General features: G+C 59.4%; 4 protein-coding genes and 3 pseudogenes. All 7 read right to left on the bottom strand.

The genetic code is table 11. The features are described 5' to 3' along the window. Positions 1-521 precede the first annotated feature (521 nt). A complete protein-coding gene (locus HEP73_RS08560; RefSeq protein ID WP_185822861.1) occupies positions 522-1,547 on the bottom strand; it encodes a TauD/TfdA family dioxygenase in 1,026 nt (341 codons plus the stop codon). Between the two features lie 10 nt (positions 1,548-1,557). After that, positions 1,558-2,586: a TauD/TfdA family dioxygenase gene (locus tag HEP73_RS08555; RefSeq protein WP_185822860.1), complete on the bottom strand. Its 1,029-nt coding sequence runs from the start codon at positions 2,584-2,586 to the stop codon at positions 1,558-1,560. Positions 2,587-2,707: 121 nt separating this feature from the next. Continuing rightward, positions 2,708-3,778 (bottom strand): TauD/TfdA family dioxygenase, encoded by a 1,071-nt coding sequence (locus tag HEP73_RS08550; RefSeq protein ID WP_255423721.1) that lies wholly within the window; start codon positions 3,776-3,778, stop codon positions 2,708-2,710. Then, positions 3,750-4,553, bottom strand: a complete 804-nt coding sequence (locus HEP73_RS08545; protein ID WP_255423720.1) for a thioesterase II family protein — start codon at positions 4,551-4,553, stop codon at positions 3,750-3,752. Before HEP73_RS08545 ends, HEP73_RS08550 begins: the two co-directional genes overlap by 29 nt. Beyond that, positions 4,553-5,563, bottom strand: a pseudogene (locus HEP73_RS22820) (thioesterase domain-containing protein); the annotation flags it as partial. The gene HEP73_RS08545 and the pseudogene HEP73_RS22820, both read right to left, overlap by 1 nt. A gap of 186 nt (positions 5,564-5,749) precedes the next feature. Then, a pseudogene (locus HEP73_RS22815) lies at positions 5,750-7,132 on the bottom strand (non-ribosomal peptide synthetase); the annotation flags it as partial. A gap of 174 nt (positions 7,133-7,306) precedes the next feature. Continuing rightward, positions 7,307-18,328, bottom strand: a pseudogene (locus tag HEP73_RS08540) (amino acid adenylation domain-containing protein); the annotation flags it as partial. Positions 18,329-18,335 lie beyond the last annotated feature (7 nt).

Raw genomic sequence — 18,335 nt, 5'->3', positions numbered from 1 at the left:
CCGCCTCTAGGTCAGGGCGATCGCGGCGACGCAGGTAACCATGGAAGCGGGAGACCGACACCGCCAGCACGCGGCACAATATCCGCCAAGGTAGAAAGTCAGTTTACGCGCGAAGGCGTATCGCACTTAGACTCCCTGGCAATCACTTTTGTAAGGATTTCGCGCTTCATTTTGAGCGTGGCGTTCCCGGACTGTAGCTGAGCCAGCTCGCTCTCCATCTCACTTACGGGCTTGCTGCTAGGAGAACTGCACGGACGGCCGGCACGCGCAGCGTCCGCCCAATTGCACGAGGCCTTGACGGACATGCCCAACTGACGGGGCCGCCTTGGCGCGACCAATCGACTCTGCCAAGGCGCTCGCCTGGGCCTTTAAATCGTCCGTGTAGGGAAGACGGGTAATAGGTTGCATTCATCTCGGTTTCTCCGTCTCGTGTGCTTCGCGGCTCACGAGTCGGAGCCTCCGGGATGGACTGCCTTATATGTCAAACGTCTACCACCTACCCGGCAGAGCCGGGGGTACTTTCATGATTGATCTAGCTTTTGTGCGACATCCGACCAATGGGTAATCTCGCTCATACCACACAGGATCGACCGTTCACCTTTAAAACTTCGGCGTCCGTGGGTCACCAGGATATTGTCGATCATCAGAATATCGCCCTTCTCCCAGTCGAACTCTGTTCGTTCATCCTCGTAGGCACGTTGTAGTTCGCGTATTACTTCTGGCGGGATTTCCCGCCCGTCGCCGTAGAAGGTCTGGTTCGGCAACTCATGGGGCTCAAAGGAGAACTGCAACACCTGTCGTATTTCCTCGTCCAGAGACAATACATTGAAAAACATACAGTGATTGAACCAGCAGGCCTCCCCGCTCACTGGATGATAAGCTGTGGTACGCCTAATCTGGTAGCTCTTGAGCACGCCACCAGGATGCCATTCGAAATGGATGTCGTTAGCCAGGCAATACTCCTCAACCTTATCCTTCTGGTTTGTCTGGAATGCGCTCTGCCACGTGGTGCCAATGGTCTGCCAGAAGCAGCGCGAATAGCGATAGTGATTTTCTTCAAAGGCGCTTACTATGGGTGCTGGAATACGTTTATAGATCTTCCTCGCGTCGGCGAGAGGCGTGGCCCCTCCCTTGCGCGGCGGCGTCTCACAGTAGAAGAAAATTTTTCGCGGGAACGACTTGTTGTACGACTGCTCAGAGTGTTGGATGATCTCCTTGTCCTCAGGATAGTCGGTCGAGGTGTAAATGTTCTTGTACACCGAATGCCGCGGTGAGGAACGCTCGCTATAGAAAATGGGATCGGAAGAAAGACTGGAAATGAAATCGTTGAAGGTATGCACCGCAGGGACGTCGAAGCCACGGAACAGAATGGCGCCGTGCCGCACGAGCAGTTTCTCCAAAACCGCTTTCTGTGCGGTTAGCGCCATCAGGTCAGGGCTGGCACCGGGCGCTGGTTGCACTACCAGTGGAAGCGGCTGCGCTTGATCGAAGACGGCTAGTTCGTATCCATCAAGACGAATTCCATTAACGTTATCAATAGTGAACATCCAGTGCTCCTCACCCGTGCAAGATATTGTTCGTGTAAAGTTGGGACATCGCGACGCAGACTTTACGCATGCCTTTGAACGGCGAACGGCCGTGGGTCATGAGGAAATTGTCAACAAAGAGAACATCGCCCTCCTCCCATTCGAACCGCACCGCGTGTTGGTCATAGATGTCACGAATGAGAGTGACCACCGAGTCCTCTATCGGCGTACCGTCTCCATAGTAAGCATTGCGCGGCATCCCTTCCTCGGTGAATTCCTTAGTCAGGAATTCGCGGACATCCGCCGGCATATTCGAGCTATGGAACAGGTGCGCATGATTGAACCAGACGGTATCGTTGGTCACCGGATGGACTGAGATGGCTTGGCGTATGGCTCGAGTCCTGAGTACTCCGCCGGGCAACCACTCGAAGTTGGTCCGGCTCTCCCGAAGGTAATTCTCCACCTCTTCCTTAGTTTGCACCTGGAATGCCTCACGCCAGTGCATGTCCACTCCCAAGCCGTAATTGCGTACGTACATGACCTTTTTCTCAATGAAACGGCGCTTGATCTCCTCGGGTATCGCACGGAAAACTTTTCGATCATCGGCAAGCGGCGTATATCCACCTTCGTCAGCAACGATTTGGCTGCAGAAGTACAGCATCGACGGCCAATGGTGGGAGTAGGACATTTCATGATGCATTGGAATGACTTCATCTGGCGCATACTCAGTGGATGAGTAAACCTTGTCTCCCAGTTGCACGCGCCGTGCGCCTCGTTCGATGTAGCCGAGTAATTCGCCCGAATGAGCTATAGCAACTCGGCTCAACTTCTCAGCACTGTTGATACCGAACCCTCTGAATAAGATCGCACCGAAGAGATGGAGCGCGCGATCGACTTGGTCGCGATGCTTCCCGATCCACTCTTCCAGCGATTGTCCTCCCCCCCCTCTTTGGACCTGGAACGGCAGCTTTTCCTGTCCGTATACAACCCCCGAAGGCATGGACTGCACAAAAGCATCAAAATCTGCCGCCATCATTTCAACGTTTGCCATCTGGTTCATTTTTCATATTCCAATGATATCGGACCTGCATTTCGATCCAATCCGGCCCAAGGTTCTAAGCTCACGCGGTCAGGTGTGACCTTATGAAATAACTAAGAATGACTCGATATATTTCGATACATCATGTCGAGGACAAGTAGGCTAGCGTCTTGCGTTCACCTTTAAATGATTCGCGGCCGTGCATCATCAAAACGTTATCGATCATCAGCAGGTCGTTGCGTTGCCAATCGAAAAGAAGTTTGTTGCCGTTAAGAACGCGCCGAACCTCATCCAGCACCTTTCCATCTACAGCCTCCCCGTCGGCGTACTCGCACTCGTGGGGCATATTCCCCTTACCCACCACCTGCTCAATCATGTCACGCAGGGCTGGGTTCAAAGAAGAGGGATGCCATTGTTCAGCTTGATTGAACCATACTTCCTCCCCAGTCACCGGGTGGATTGTTAAGGCGTCGCTACGAGTGGAGATACGCATCATTCCATCCGATAGCCAATCGCAAATCGAATTCTGCTCTGCCGCAATCTTCTCGACCACCGCGCGTTCCTCGGTTTGGTAGGTCTTCTGCCAGCTCTTGCCAAACGAAATTTTCGAATGGAAGTTACGAATATAATTGATCTTCTTTTGGCGAAATTTGTTGACAACCTCTTGCGGCATGTCCTTAAGCACGTCTTTGCTGCTAGCAAGGGAGGTCTGACCGCCCACGCTGGCCGGGGCCTCACTGTAGAAAAACAAACGTGTCGGCCAATCAGGCAGGTACGACATTTCATTGTGCAACGAGATCACCTCTGTAGCAGGATATTCAGTTGAGGTAAACACGTCTTCTATCACACGCTTACGCGGTGAGTTGCCACCAACGTATTGGAATGGCTTGGCGCCTAAGCTGGCCAAGCAGCTGTGAAAATCTTGTGCGCCGTTGATAACGAATCCGCGGAACAGGATGCCGCCATGCTGGTGAAGCAACTGTTGCAACGCTACATGGTTGGCGGCCAAGTACTCTTTAAATGCATTTAGGCTAGCATCCTTCTTCGGCGTAATGACGATCGGATGATATAACTTCGAAAAAAGTAAATTTACGTTCATTTCAGATGACCATCTCTTATTTTGCAAATGCGAAATAAATTCATAAATTATCGGAAAACGGCTGACAGCACCTGATGCGACGACTTTATCTGAGATCCGGACGTGCCACGCCACCTGAGCGAAGCCTAGTTTTTGTTGCGATCAACTCGGCGTTGACCTGCCTGACGACGGTCTCGTGGTCGCTATTGACGAAGAAGTGCCCGCCGTCGAACCAAGTAACCTGGCAAGGGCCAGTGGTTTCTTTCATCCAGCCGTCAACTTGGCCCGGGCCTTTGTTGTCTTCTTCCCGGCCAGCGAAAACACTGATCGGCATTTGCAGCAGCGGACCCGGGCGATAAATGTAGTCCTCCGCCAGGGCGAAATCGGCCCGAATGGTGGGCAATAGTAGGTTCATTAGCTCAAGATTGGCCAGCACTTTGGCCGGCGTACCATTGTAATCGCGTAGCTCGGAGATGAACTCGTCATCCGGCAAGCGGGACAGCTTCCGCGACGGGTTGCGGAACTGCGGCGCGTGGCAGCCGGACACAATTAGATGTTGGAGGCCATTTATATCATGCAGCCACAGGTAACGAGCCAGTTCGAAGGCAATCAAGCCACCCACACTGTGACCGAAGAAGGCAAAAGGCAGGTTTCCCTGCTGCGCGACAACCGGTGCCAACTGCCTCAGAAGCTCCGGCATCGAGGTGATTGGTGGCTCATTGATTCGTACAGCCCGTCCCGGCAGTTGCACAGCGCATATCTCGATGGATGGATCGAGCTCCGGGCGCCAAGAATTGTAGTTGAACGCATTGCCGCCCGCATAGGGAAAGCAGAACAAACGAAGTTTCGGATCTGGTACCGATGCCTTGATCAGCCAAGGCGCCGATTGAATAGCGACGTTGTTCCTCATTAGCATTCGCCTACAACGGTGCTTTGTTTTAACCCTAATGCGCCAGCTTCCTTCGATACCCAGTCGCGCGTCGCGAGAAAGTCCAAGATGGCCTTGCTGACTTCGTGAACGTGGGGTTCGACCATCAAACCTACATGATCTGTTGCGATTTGCTGTGTCGCAATGGCATTCGGCCAAGCTGCATCACCATGCTCACTCATGCTCTGCGCGGCCCACAGAGCATGCACCGGCACAGTTATCGGGCGCAGCTGGTATTGCGACAGCAACTTCAGGTGCCGCCCAATGATAGGCACCTGCATTTTGAGGTGCTCGAACGTCCCTGCGTCAAGGCCTGGATGCATCCAATTGTTAAGATGTACGGCTGCTTCCTCGAACTCCATCTTCAGTAGTTCTTTCACGAATATGGGTGTAAACGCCAGCACACCATCCGCGTCTTCGCGTAGGGCGAGACCGCTGCCACGTAGCTCTACCAACGCGGCTTGGAGCAGTAGTTGGTCTTCACCAAATGTGCTGACGCCATTGATCGGCCATGAATCGAAGAGACCTAAATATTCAACTGTTTCACCTTGTTCCACCAAATGATCGGCGACAGCCAAGGCGATGAGTCCTCCAGTGGACCAACCGAGTATCCGGTAGGGGCCGCTGGAGTAGGTGGTGCGGATCAACGCTGCGTACTGAGCCGCCATCGCTTGCACCGAATCGAATCGTTGCGGCAGCCCAATTACTTCCGGCGACCGGATACCGTAGACCGGAAACTTATCGGCGAACTGGCGCGCCAACGTCTTATAGAAGGACACATGCCCACCGACTTGATGTATACAGAAAAGCGGCCGGCCTGACTTGGTGGCATTCAACGGAATTATCTGCTGGTCGGTTTCAATCAGCGAACCCAGTTCTGCGATATTGGGCTTCGAGAATATCGTCGCTAACGGTATAGACACACCCAAACTGACACTGATCGCATGGATCAGCTTGATCGCCAGCAGCGAATGTCCACCCAACTCGAAAAAGTTGTCGCGGCGTCCTACCCGTTCAACACCCAGCAGTTCCTGCCAAATCCCGGCCAACGCCTCCTCAATCTCGCCCTGCGGCGCCTCATACTCGCGACTGGCCACAGACGCCTCGTCCGGCGCCGGCAATGCCCGACGGTCCAGCTTGCCGTTCGGCGTCAAGGGAAAGGCCTCCAACTGCACAAACGCGCCTGGCACCATGTAGTCGGGAAGCCGTGAGGACAGATCGGCACGCAACTCGATCGCCGACAGCGCGGTGTCCGCCTCGGCGAGTAGATAGGCCACCAGACGCTTGTCGCCCGCCTCATCCTCACGCGCCACCACCACCGCTTCGCGCACCCCGGCGCATGCCGTCAGCCGTGCCTCGATCTCTCCCAGCTCGATCCGGAATCCACGGATCTTGACCTGGTGGTCATTGCGCCCCAAAAACTCAATCGTCCCGTCCGGCAACCAGCGGCCCAGATCGCCGGTCTTGTACATCCGCGCCTCCGGGGCGGGGGAAAACGGATCCTTCAGGAAACGCTCTGACGTCAACTCCGGGCGGTTCAGGTACCCCCGCGCCACCCCGGCACCCCCAATATGGATTTCGCCCGAAACCCCCAGCGGCACCGGCTCCCCGTGCCTATCCAGAATGTAAATCTGGGTGTTCGCGATCGGACGGCCAATTGTGGGGGAAGTCACCCAGCACTCAGGTATTTTGTCAAGGGTGAAACTGGTCACAACATGTGTTTCTGTCGCGCCATATTGATTATGCAGACGACGGCCTTGTAAGCGCGCGAAGAAATTGCGGATTGATTTATTTATAAACAACTGTTCACCAGAGCTCACCACATTCGTCAGTGATGGCAGTACCTTTTCACTCTGTTCCGCCGCATCGACGAGTCTTTGAAGTGCCACAAACGGCAAAAAAATTCGTTGCACTCGATGAGATTCGATATATTTCACCAGCAAGATCGGATCCCGGCGCATTGTTTCGCTGATCAGCAATAGGCAGCCTCCACTGCAAAGTGTGTGGAACACCTCCTGAAAGGAAACATCAAAACCCAGCGCAGAGAACTGAAGCACGCGCTCTTCGGTACGAATACTACTGTCACTGGCCCGCTCCCATACCAACAGGTTCAGAAGGGAGCACTGTGTCATCGCGACTCCCTTGGGCGTACCGGTCGAACCCGACGTGTAGATCACATACGCCAGATGCCCGGACGTCAGGCCGCCGGCACGTGCGTCCGGATTGCCCGTCGGCTGCTCAGCAAGTAATGCGCAGGTTTCGGCTGCATTCAGCTCCAGCACCGGCACCTCCAGCGCCGCCAAGTGTGCGGTTGCATCCGCCTGCGTCAACACCGCCACCGGCGCACTGTCTTCAAGCATGTAAGCCAATCGCTCGGCCGGATAGGCCGGGTCCAGCGGCACATACGCCCCGCCCGCCTTCAAGATCCCCAGCAACCCCACCACCATCTCCAGGCTGCGCTCCAGGCAGATCGCCACCCGGTCGTCCGGCCTCACCCCCCGACCCATCAGATAATGCGCCAGCTGGTTCGCCCGCGCATTGAGCTCCCCGTACGTCAGGCGCTGGTCTTCATACACCACCGCCACCGCTTCCGGTTGCTGCGCGGCCTGCTCCTCGAAAAATTCGTGAATCAGCGCCTCGCGCGGATACTCCGCCGCCGTCGCATTGAACCCTTCCAGTAACTTCGCACGCTCCGCAGGAGGCAATATATCAATTGCACGAACCGACACTTCGCCACCCTCGTTTAACTTATCGACCAATTCAACAATCGCTGTCAGCACATAGTCATTGAGTCGCCGTGCATCAATCCCTTCGATACATTTCATCGACAACTCAAAATCCGCACCTAAATCATCAATCGACAATGTTATTGGATAGTTGGTGGCGTCATCTGCGGTTAGCAGACGTATCCCCTCCATCACGGACTGAACTTCGTTTTCGGTCTCCGTATGGCTATGCCGGTAATTCAGCAATGTAGTGAATAATGGCAGCGGCTGCGGCACAGCACTGCAACGCTGCGCCAGCGCGAGTGGCGCTTGTTCGTGCGCCAACAGCGCCTGCATTCGTCGATAACTCTCCTGCACCATCTCGTGCACACAGCAATCCCCAAGCGACACCCTGAGCGGCAATACATTGATCGCCATGCCCAACACCCGGTCCGCGCCCGCCGCGCCCTGCAATCGCCCTGATAAAACCGTGCCGAACACCACTTCTAAGCGTCCAGTGCACCGTGCCAGCACCTGCGCCCAAGCCACATGGAACAGCACCGCAGGCGACAGACCTTCGCGACGCGCACACACCCGGATTGATTGTGCCAAATCGCCCTTAACAGGAATATTGACCGACGCTGCCAACTCCGTCCCGCGCAACTGCACGTTTAACACGCCGAACGGGGCTGTCGGTTCGTCGATGCCACCAAACTCCTGCCGGAAATAGGCTTCGTGCTCAGTGATAGGAGTCCGGCTCGCCTGCGCCACCACATTCCGGAACGGCAGCGCCGTCGGCAATGATATGGCCGCATCGCGCAGCATCACCACCACCTCAGACAATGCCAGTTCCCGTGTCACATGGTCGCAGATTGCCTGATGATTTAGCAGCACCAACAACCATTCGCCTTGCTCCCGATCCTCGGCCACATGCGCCCCCAGCAATGGCGCGCGTCGCAGATCCAGACGCATCTGTCGTGGATCGGTATGCCGCAGCAATGCTCCGGTTGCATCTTCCCCTATCGGCACTGAAAAACTATTTACCTGCAGCGGCGCCTGCCGACACACGACCTGCACCGGTTGCGGCAAGCCCTCCCACAGTATGGCGCTGCGCAGGGCACTATGTCGCACAATCACTTGGTTCAACGCGTCAAGAAAAGCATCCAGCCGCTCACGGCTATCGAACGCCAACACCATGCGTTGCAGGTAGGTATCCCCCTCATCCTCCAGCAAATGATGGAATAGCAAGCCCTCTTGCAGCGGCAGCAAAGGGTACATATCCTGGATATTTCCCACACCGCCCGGCACCGTAGCGACGATTCGATCAATTTCGTCCTGCGTCAACGATACCAACGGCAGCATGTCCGGCGTGATTGCGGTGGTAGTGGGACCAATTAGATTCTCCGGGACAGTCCATTCCGCACCACCTGACTCCTGAGTCAGCATCGCCGCCAGTGCGCCTAGCGTCGGTGCAGTGAATATCGCCTGTAATGCTACCTGCTGACCTTGCTCCCGCAGGCGCTCGAGCAACGTCACCATCATCAGCGAGTGCCCACCCAGCTCGAAAAAGTTATCGCGGCGCCCCACCCGTTCAACACCCAGCAGCTCCTGCCAAATCCCGGCCAACACCTCCTCAATCTCGCCCCGCGGGGCCTCATACTCGCGACTGGCCACAGACGCCTCGTCCGGCGCCGGCAATGCCCGACGGTCCAGCTTGCCGTTCGGCGTCAAGGGAAAGGCCTCCAACTGCACAAACGCACTTGGCACCATGTAGTCGGGAAGCCGTGAGGACAGATCGGCACGCAACTCGACTGCCGACAGCGCGGTGTCCGCCTCGGCGAGTAGATAGGCCACCAGACGCTTGTCGCCCGCCTCATCCTCACGCGCCACCACCACCGCTTCGCGCACCCCGGCGCATGCCGTCAGCCGTGCCTCGATCTCTCCCAGCTCGATCCGGAATCCCCGGATCTTGACCTGGTCGTCATTGCGCCCCAAAAACTCAATCGTTCCGTCCGGCAACCAGCGCCCCAGATCGCCGGTCTTGTACATCCGCGCCTCAGGGGCGGGCGAAAACGGATCCTTCAGGAAACGCTCCGCCGTCAACTCCGGGCGGTTCAGGTAACCCCGTGCCACACCGGCACCCCCAATATAGATTTCGCCCGACACTCCAAGTGGCACCGGCTCCCCGTGCCTATCCAGAATGTAAATTTGGGTGTTCGCGATCGGACGGCCAATCACCGACCCGCCTTGGGTCTGCGCGATGTTTTCGATCGTCGCATCCACCGTCGCCTCGGTAGGGCCGTACATGTTGTGGAAGTTCACCCCCAGCGACGCCTTCAGTCGCTCCCACATTAACGGACCAATCGGTTCGCCACCCAGCAGCACGTTGCGCGGCCGGTACCCGGTCGGCTTCAGCAGGCCCGCCGACAACATTCCTTCCAGTTGTGAGGGCGTGCTGTCCAGCGCATCGATCCGCCCCTCTTCTAGGAAGGCCAGCAACGCCGGACCGCTGGCGCGGATAGCCTGGGGTATCGGCACCACACAATGGCCCGACAGCAGTTGCAGCAGGCCCTTGAGCGACATGTCGAACGAGAACGCCGCGTTCAATGCCACCCGCGAGTGCGGCGCACAGGTCTGGTGCGTAGTACGGCTCATCACCTGCCAGAAGTTCACCGCCGAACGGTGCTCAACCATCACGCCCTTGGGCTGGCCGGTCGACCCGGAAGTGTAGATCACGTATGCCAGATGCCGCGAGGTCAGCCCTGCCACCTGCGGGTTGGCCACCCGCTCAGCGTCCGACGCGCCAAAATCCTCGCCCAGTACTAATACTGGCTGGATGGTCGCGCCCAGCATCGACAGCTCATCGCGTAGCGCCCGCTGCGTCAGCACCGCCACAGGCGCGCTGTCGCCAAGCATGTAAGCCAGCCGCTCGGATCGATAGTTCGGGTCCAGCGGCACATACGCCCCGCCCGCCTTCAGTATCCCTAGCAGACCCACCACCATCTCCAGACTACGCTCCACGCAGATCGCCACCCGATCGTCCGGCTTGACTCCCATATCTATAAGCCGATGCGCGACCTGGTTCGCCTGCACATTCAACTCGCCGTAACTCAACGACTGGCCCTCGTACACTACCGCCTCCGCCTCCGGCTGCTGCGCCGCCTGCGCTTCAAACAACTCGTGGATCAGCGCCTCCTGTGGAAACTCCGTCTCAGTCGCATTGAAACCAACCAGCAACTGCTCGCGCTCGGCCACCGACAACAACGGCAGATGGCTCATCTTCTGCGTATCGTCTGCAACCATACCGGCAAGCAGAACTGTCAGATAATGTGAAAAGCGTTCCACCGTACTGCGGTCGAATAGGTCAAGAGAATACGATAGGCTGCCGATTAGCCCTTCAGCTGTGTCTGTCAGCGCCAGCGACAGATCGGCATGCGCGACCTCCTCCTCACGATCGACAGAGGACAGCGTCAACCCCGGCAGGTTTAGCGCTCCGCCGCTCGGCATGTTGTTCAAGTTGAACCACACTTGATAAACCGGGCTGTGGCCCAGACTGCGTGCAGGACGCAACGCCTCCACCACCTGCTCAAATGGCAGCTCTTGATGAGCAAACGCCGCTAGCGCCGTCGCCTTCACCTGCGCCAGCAACTCCGCCACGCTCGGCGCCTCCTCCATCCGCACCCGCAGCGCCAGCGTGTTGACAAAAAACCCGATCAGCCCTTCAACCTCGCGGCGCTGGCGGTTCGCCACCGGCGTGCCAATCACCACGTCCTCCTGCCCGCTCAGACGCGACAACAACACCGACCAGCCCGCCAGCAACACCATGAACAACGTGCACCCGTGGCGTTGCGCCAAGCCTCGCAGCTGCGCCGTCAACTCCGGCGTCAACTCGAACGGTACGCTACCGCCAGCATAACTTTGCACCGCCGGACGCGGCCGATCGCTCGGCAACTCCAACAACCCTGGCGCCCCGACCAGGTGCTCGCGCCAAAAACCCAGCTGACGCTCCAACTCTTCGCCTTGCAGCCAGCTGCGTTGCCATGCCGCATAGTCCGCATACTGGATCTCCAGCGCTGGCAACGGATCCGCCTGCCCCTGGCTAAACGCCGTGTACAGCGCACCCACCTCCCGCACCATCACCCCCAGCGACCAGCCATCGGTGATGATGTGGTGCTGCGTGATCAGCAACACGTGCTCCTCGGCCGCCAACTGCAACAGCCGACCCCGGATCAACGGACCGCTCGTCAAGTCGAACGCCGCGCCGGCTTCTTCCCGCGCCAATCGCTCGACCTCCCGTTGCTGCGCTTCGCCCTCCAGGCTGCGCAGATCCTGCTCGGTCAGCGTAAAACCGCAGTCCTCGGCAGCGACCACCTGGCACGGCTCGTTCTCGGTCACCACAAAGTGGGTGCGCAAGGACTCGTGCCGCGCCACCAGTCGGTCCAGCGTCGCCTGCAGCGCTTCCCGGTTCAGTGCGCCCGACAGGCGCAGCGCCGCCGGAATGTGGTAAGCCGCGCTCGCCGACGCATCCAGACGGTCCAAAAACCACAGCCGGTGCTGCGCCAACGATAGCGGCAGCGGCTCAGTGCGGTCGGCGCTCGTGATGGCCCCCAATGTACTGTGCTGTGCCTCCTGTACCACGTTGGCTAGCGTTTGCAATGTCGGATGGGCAAACAACTCGCGCAAGGCCACCTCGACCCCTAAAACACTGCGCACATGCGCCATCAGCCGCACCGCCAGCAGCGAGTGCCCGCCCAGCTCGAAAAAGTTATCGCGGCGTCCTACCCGTTCAACACCCAGCAGTTCCTGCCAAATCCCGGCCAACGCCTCCTCAATCTCGCCCTGCGGCGCCTCATACTCGCGACTGGCCACAGACGCCTCGTCCGGCGCCGGCAATGCCCGACGGTCCAGCTTGCCGTTCGGCGTCAAGGGAAAGGCTTCCAACTGCACAAACGCGCTTGGCACCATGTAGTCGGGAAGCCGTGAGGACAGATCGGCACGCAACTCGACCGCCGACAGCGCGGTGTCCGCCTCGGCGAGTAGATAGGCCACCAGACGCTTGTCGCCCGCCTCATCCTCACGCGCCACCACCACCGCCTCGCGCACACCGGCGCATGCCGTCAGCTGCGCCTCGACCTCCCCCAGCTCGATCCGGAATCCCCGAATCTTGACCTGGTGGTCATTGCGCCCCAAAAACTCAATCGTCCCGTCCGGCAACCAGCGGCCCAGATCGCCGGTCTTGTACATCCGCGCCTCCGGGGCGGGGGAAAACGGATCCTTCAGGAAACGCTCTGACGTCAACTCCGGGCGGTTCAGGTACCCCCGCGCCACCCCGGCACCCCCAATATGGATTTCGCCCGAAACCCCCAGCGGCACCGGCTCCCCGTGCCTATCCAGAATGTAAATCTGGGTGTTCGCGATCGGACGGCCTATGGGAATTGAACTTGCATCCTCGCTCACCGCCTGGATGTCATGCGTGCACGCGAAGGTTGTAGTTTCTGTCGGGCCATAACCGTTAACCACATGCTTGGGACGGTACTTACTCGTCAGAACCTGCCTTATCGTGCCTGGATGTAAAGTGTCACCTCCTACCAACAAATAACGTAGCCCACCCAATGTTCCTTGCAGTACATTTGCGTATTGGTTGAACAAACCAACGGACAGCCACAATGCCGTTACTCCCCCCTCCTGCAAATGCCTACCAAAAGACTCTGGCATTAACACCACCGACTGGTCGACGATCAGCAGCTTTGCTCCATTGAGCAATGCGCCCCAGATTTCCCACGTCGTTGCATCAAATGCCAGGTTGGCGCAATGCGCCAGACAGTCTGTCGGCCCAGCCTGAAAATACGGATTATTGATGACCAGTCGATTCACATTATAGTGTTCGACCATCACGCCCTTGGGCGTGCCGGTCGAACCCGACGTGTAAATCACATACGCCAGATGCCCGGACGTCAGACCGCCGGCACGTGCGTCCGGATTGCCCGTCGGCTGCTCAGCAAGTAACCCGCAGGTTTCGGCTGCATCCAGTTCCAGCACCTGCACCTCCAGCGCCGCCAAGTGTGCGACTGCATCCGCCCGCGTCAACACCGCCACCGGCGCACTGTCTTCAAGCATGTAAGCCAATCGCTCGGCCGGATAGGTCGGGTCCAGCGGCACATACGCTCCGCCCGCCTTCAAGATCCCCAACAACCCCACCACCATCTCCAGGCTGCGCTCCACGCAGATCGCCACCCGGTCGTCCGGCTTGACTCCCAGCGCTATAAGCCGATGCGCGACCTGGTTCGCCCGCGCATTGAGCTCCCCGTACGTCAGGCGCTGGTCTTCATACACCACCGCCACCGCTTCCGGTTGCTGCGCGGCCTGCACCTCGAACAACTCGTGAATCAGCGCCTCGCGCGGATACTCCGCCGCCGTCGCATTGAATCCTTCCAACAATTGCGCGCGCTCGCCCTGCGTCAGCAGCGGCAGCGTGGCCACGCTCCGCTGCTCCTCGGCCACCAGCGCCGACAGCAACTGCTGCAAATGAACCGCCCAACGCTCAATGGTCCCGCGGTCAAACAGGTCGCTGGCATAGCCAATGGCACCGCTTATCCCACCCCCGTCATCGCTCAGGGATAGCGACACATCGAAGTGCGTTGTCACCTGATCCCTGGCTACCGGCGCCAGCGTCAATCCCGGCAGTTCCAACGCTCCTCCATCCGGGGTGTTGTTCAGCGCCAGCATCGCTTGAAACACCGGGCTGTGGCCCAGACTGCGTGCAGGACGCAACGCCTCCACCACCTGCTCAAATGGCAGCTCCTGATGAGCAAACGCCGCTAGCGCCGTCGCCTTCACCTGCGCCAGCAACTCCGCCACGCTCGGCGCCTCCTCCATCCGCACCCGCAGCGCCAGCGTGTTGACAAAAAACCCGATCAGCCCTTCAACCTCGCGGCGCTGGCGGTTCGCCACCGGCGTGCCAATCACCACGTCCTCCTGCCCGCTCAGACGCGACAACAACACCGACCAGCCCGCCAGCAACACCATGAACAACGTGCACCCGTGGCGTTGCGCCAAGCCTCGCAGCTGCGCCGTCAACTCCGGCGTCAACTCGAACGGTACGCTACCGCCAGCATAACTTTGCACCGCCGGACGCGGCCGATCGCTCGGCAACTCCAACAACCCTGGCGCCCCGACCAGGTGCTCGCGCCAAAAACCCAGCTGACGCTCCAACTCTTCGCCTTGCAGCCAGCTGCGTTGCCATGCCGCATAGTCCGCATACTGGATCTCCAGCGCTGGCAACGGATCCGCCTGCCCCTGGCTAAACGCCGTGTACAGCGCACCCACCTCCCGCACCATCACCCCCAGCGACCAGCCATCGGTGATGATGTGGTGCTGCGTGATCAGCAACACGTGCTCCTCGGCCGCCAACTGCAACAGCCGACCCCGGATCAACGGACCGCTCGTCAAGTCGAACGCCGCGCCGGCTTCTTCCCGCGCCAATCGCTCGACCTCCCGTTGCTGCGCTTCGCCCTCCAGGCTGCGCAGATCCTGCTCGGTCAGCGTAAAACCGCAGTCCTCGGCAGCGACCACCTGGCACGGCTCGTTCTCGGTCACCACAAAGTGGGTGCGCAAGGACTCGTGCCGCGCCACCAGTCGGTCCAGCGTCGCCTGCAGCGCTTCCCGGTTCAGTGCGCCCGACAGGCGCAGCGCCGCCGGAATGTGGTAAGCCGCGCTCGCCGACGCATCCAGACGGTCCAAAAACCACAGCCGGTGCTGCGCCAACGATAGCGGCAGCGGCTCAGTGCGGTCGGCGCTCGTGATGGCCCCCAATGTACTGTGCTGTGCCTCCTGTACCACGTTGGCTAGCGTTTGCAATGTCGGATGGGCAAACAACTCGCGCAAGGCCACCTCGACCCCTAAAACACTGCGCACATGCGCCATCAGCCGCACTGCCAGCAGCGAGTGCCCTCCCAGCTCGAAAAAGTTATCGCGGCGTCCTACCCGTTCAACACCCAGCAGTTCCTGCCAAATCCCGGCCAACGCCTCCTCAATCTCGCCCCGCGGGGCCTCATACTCGCGACTGGCCACAGACGCCTCGTCCGGCGCCGGCAATGCCCGACGGTCCAGCTTGCCGTTCGGCGTCAAGGGAAAGGCCTTCAACTGCACAAACGCACTTGGCACCATGTAGTCGGGAAGCCGTGAGGACAGATCGGCACGCAACTCGACTGCCGACAGCGCGGTGTCCGCCTCGGCGAGTAGATAGGCCACCAGACGCTTGTCGCCCGCCTCATCCTCACGCGCCACCACCACCGCTTCGCGCACCCCGGCGCATGCCGTCAGCCGTGCCTCGATCTCTCCCAGCTCGATCCGGAATCCACGGATCTTGACCTGGTGGTCATTGCGCCCCAAAAACTCAATCGTCCCGTCCGGCAACCAGCGGCCCAGATCGCCGGTCTTGTACATCCGCGCCTCCGGGGCGGGCGAAAACGGATCCTTCAGGAAACGCTCCGCTGTCAACTCCGGGCGGTTCAGGTAACCCCGCGCCACACCGGCACCCCCAATATGAATTTCGCCCGAAACCCCCAGCGGCACCGGCTCCCCGTGCCTATCCAGAATGTAAATCTGGGTGTTCGCGATCGGACGGCCTATGGGAATTTCTCCTAAAGGGAGATCCACCGTCTCATCAAATGAAATAGCTACTGAATAAACCGTGCTTTCCGTTGGCCCATATGTGTTTAACCAGCAACAGCTTCTCATTCCACCTGCATCGCGCCATACCCGAATAACTCGGCGCTCTGCCTTTTCCCCACCAACCACCACTAAACGCAATGAACGGTAGACGGCATTACTAAGTGTTAGCGCCCATTGATGCCAAATCGCCGTCGGCAACTCGACGACAGTGATACCGTATCGATTGATGTATTCAGAAAATGACTCGTTCGATAATGAAAATTCTGTGGATCTAACTATAATTGTCGAACCAGTAGAAAGCGCCGGGAAGATTTCCTCTACAGATGCGTCAAAGGCAAACGAAGAAAACTGAAATACACGGTCTGTCGATACAAGTCCACATTGCACAGCGTGTGCCGCGATCAAATTCATGGCGCTGACATGCTCGACCATCACGCCCTTGGGCATGCCGGTCGAACCCGACGTGTAAATCACATACGCCAGATGCCCGGACGTCAGACCGCCGGCACGTGCGTCGGGATTGCCCGTCGGCTGCTCAGCAAGTAACCCGCAGGTTTCGGCTGCATCCAGCTCCAGCACCGGCACCTCCAGCGCCGCCAAGTGTGCGGCTGCATCCGCCCGCGTCAACACCGCCACCGGCGCACTGTCTTCAAGCATGTAAGCCAACCGCTCGGCCGGATAGGTCGGGTCCAGCGGCACATACGCTCCGCCCGCCTTCAAGATCCCCAACAACCCCACCACCATCTCCAGGCTGCGCTCCACGCAGATCGCCACCCGGTCGTCCGGCTTGACTCCCAGCGCTATAAGCCGATGCGCGACCTGGTTCGCCCGCACATTGAGCTCCCCGTACGTCAGGCGCTGGTCTTCATACACCACCGCCACCGCTTCCGGTTGCTGCGCGGCCTGCACCTCGAACAACTCGTGAATCAGCGCCTCGCGCGGATACTCCGCCGCCGTCGCATTGAATCCCTCCAACAATTGCGCGCGCTCGCCCTGCGTCAGCAGCGGCAGCGTGGCCACGCTCCGCTGCTCCTCGGCCACCAGCGCCGACAGCAACTGCTGCAAATGAACCGCCCAACGCTCAATGGTCCCCCGGTCAAACAGGTCGCTGGCATAGCCAATGGCACCGCTTATCCCACCCCCGTCATCGCTCAGGGATAGCGACACATCGAAGTGCGTTGTCACCTGATCCCTGGCTACCGGCGCCAGCGTCAATCCCGGCAGTTCCAACGCTCCTCCATCCGGGGTGTTGTTCAGCGCCAGCATCGCTTGAAACACCGGGCTGTGGCCCAGACTGCGTGCAGGACGCAACGCCTCCACCACCTGCTCAAATGGCAGCTCTTGATGAGCAAACGCCGCTAGCGCCGTCGCCTTCACCTGCGCCAGCAACTCCGCCACGCTCGGCGCCTCCTCCATCCGCACCCGCAGCGCCAGCGTGTTGACAAAAAACCCGATCAGCCCTTCAACCTCGCGGCGCTGGCGGTTCGCCACCGGCGTGCCAATCACCACGTCCTCCTGCCCGCTCAGACGCGACAACAACACCGACCAGCCCGCCAGCAACACCATGAACAACGTGCACCCGTGGCGTTGCGCCAAGCCTCGCAGCTGCGCCGTCAACTCCGGCGTCAACTCGAACGGTACGCTACCGCCAGCATAACTTTGCACCGCCGGACGCGGCCGATCGCTCGGCAACTCCAACAACCCTGGCGCCCCGACCAGGTGCTCGCGCCAAAAACCCAGCTGACGCTCCAACTCTTCGCCTTGCAGCCAGCTGCGTTGCCATGCCGCATAGTCCGCATACTGGATCTCCAGCGCTGGCAACGGATCCGCCTGCCCCTGGCTAAACGCCGTGTACAGCGCACCCACCTCCCGCACCATCACCCCCAGCGACCAGCCATCGGTGATGATGTGGTGCTGCGTGATCAGCAACACGTGCTCCTCGGCCGCCAACTGCAACAGCCGACCCCGGATCAACGGACCGCTCGTCAAGTCGAACGCCGCGCCGGCTTCTTCCCGCGCCAATCGCTCGACCTCCCGTTGCTGCGCTTCGCCCTCCAGGCTGCGCAGATCCTGCTCGGTCAGCGTAAAACCGCAGTCCTCGGCAGCGACCACCTGGCACGGCTCGTTCTCGGTCACCACAAAGTGGGTGCGCAAGGACTCGTGCCGCGCCACCAGTCGGTCCAGCGTCGCCTGCAGCGCTTCCCGGTTCAGTGCGCCCGACAGGCGCAGCGCCGCCGGAATGTGGTAAGCCGCGCTCGCCGACGCATCCAGACGGTCCAAAAACCACAGCCGGTGCTGCGCCAACGATAGCGGCAGCGGCTCAGTGCGGTCGGCAGTGATAATCAGCTGAATATCTTGCCCAGCGCGATACTGCTCCATGCGCCTA

Origin of the sequence: Xanthomonas sp. GW (assembly GCF_014236815.1) — a bacterium.
In the GTDB taxonomy this organism is placed as follows: Bacteria; Pseudomonadota; Gammaproteobacteria; order Xanthomonadales; family Xanthomonadaceae; genus Xanthomonas_A.
Note: the sequence above shows the minus strand (reverse complement) of the source record. Positions and strands in the feature narration are given on the sequence as shown.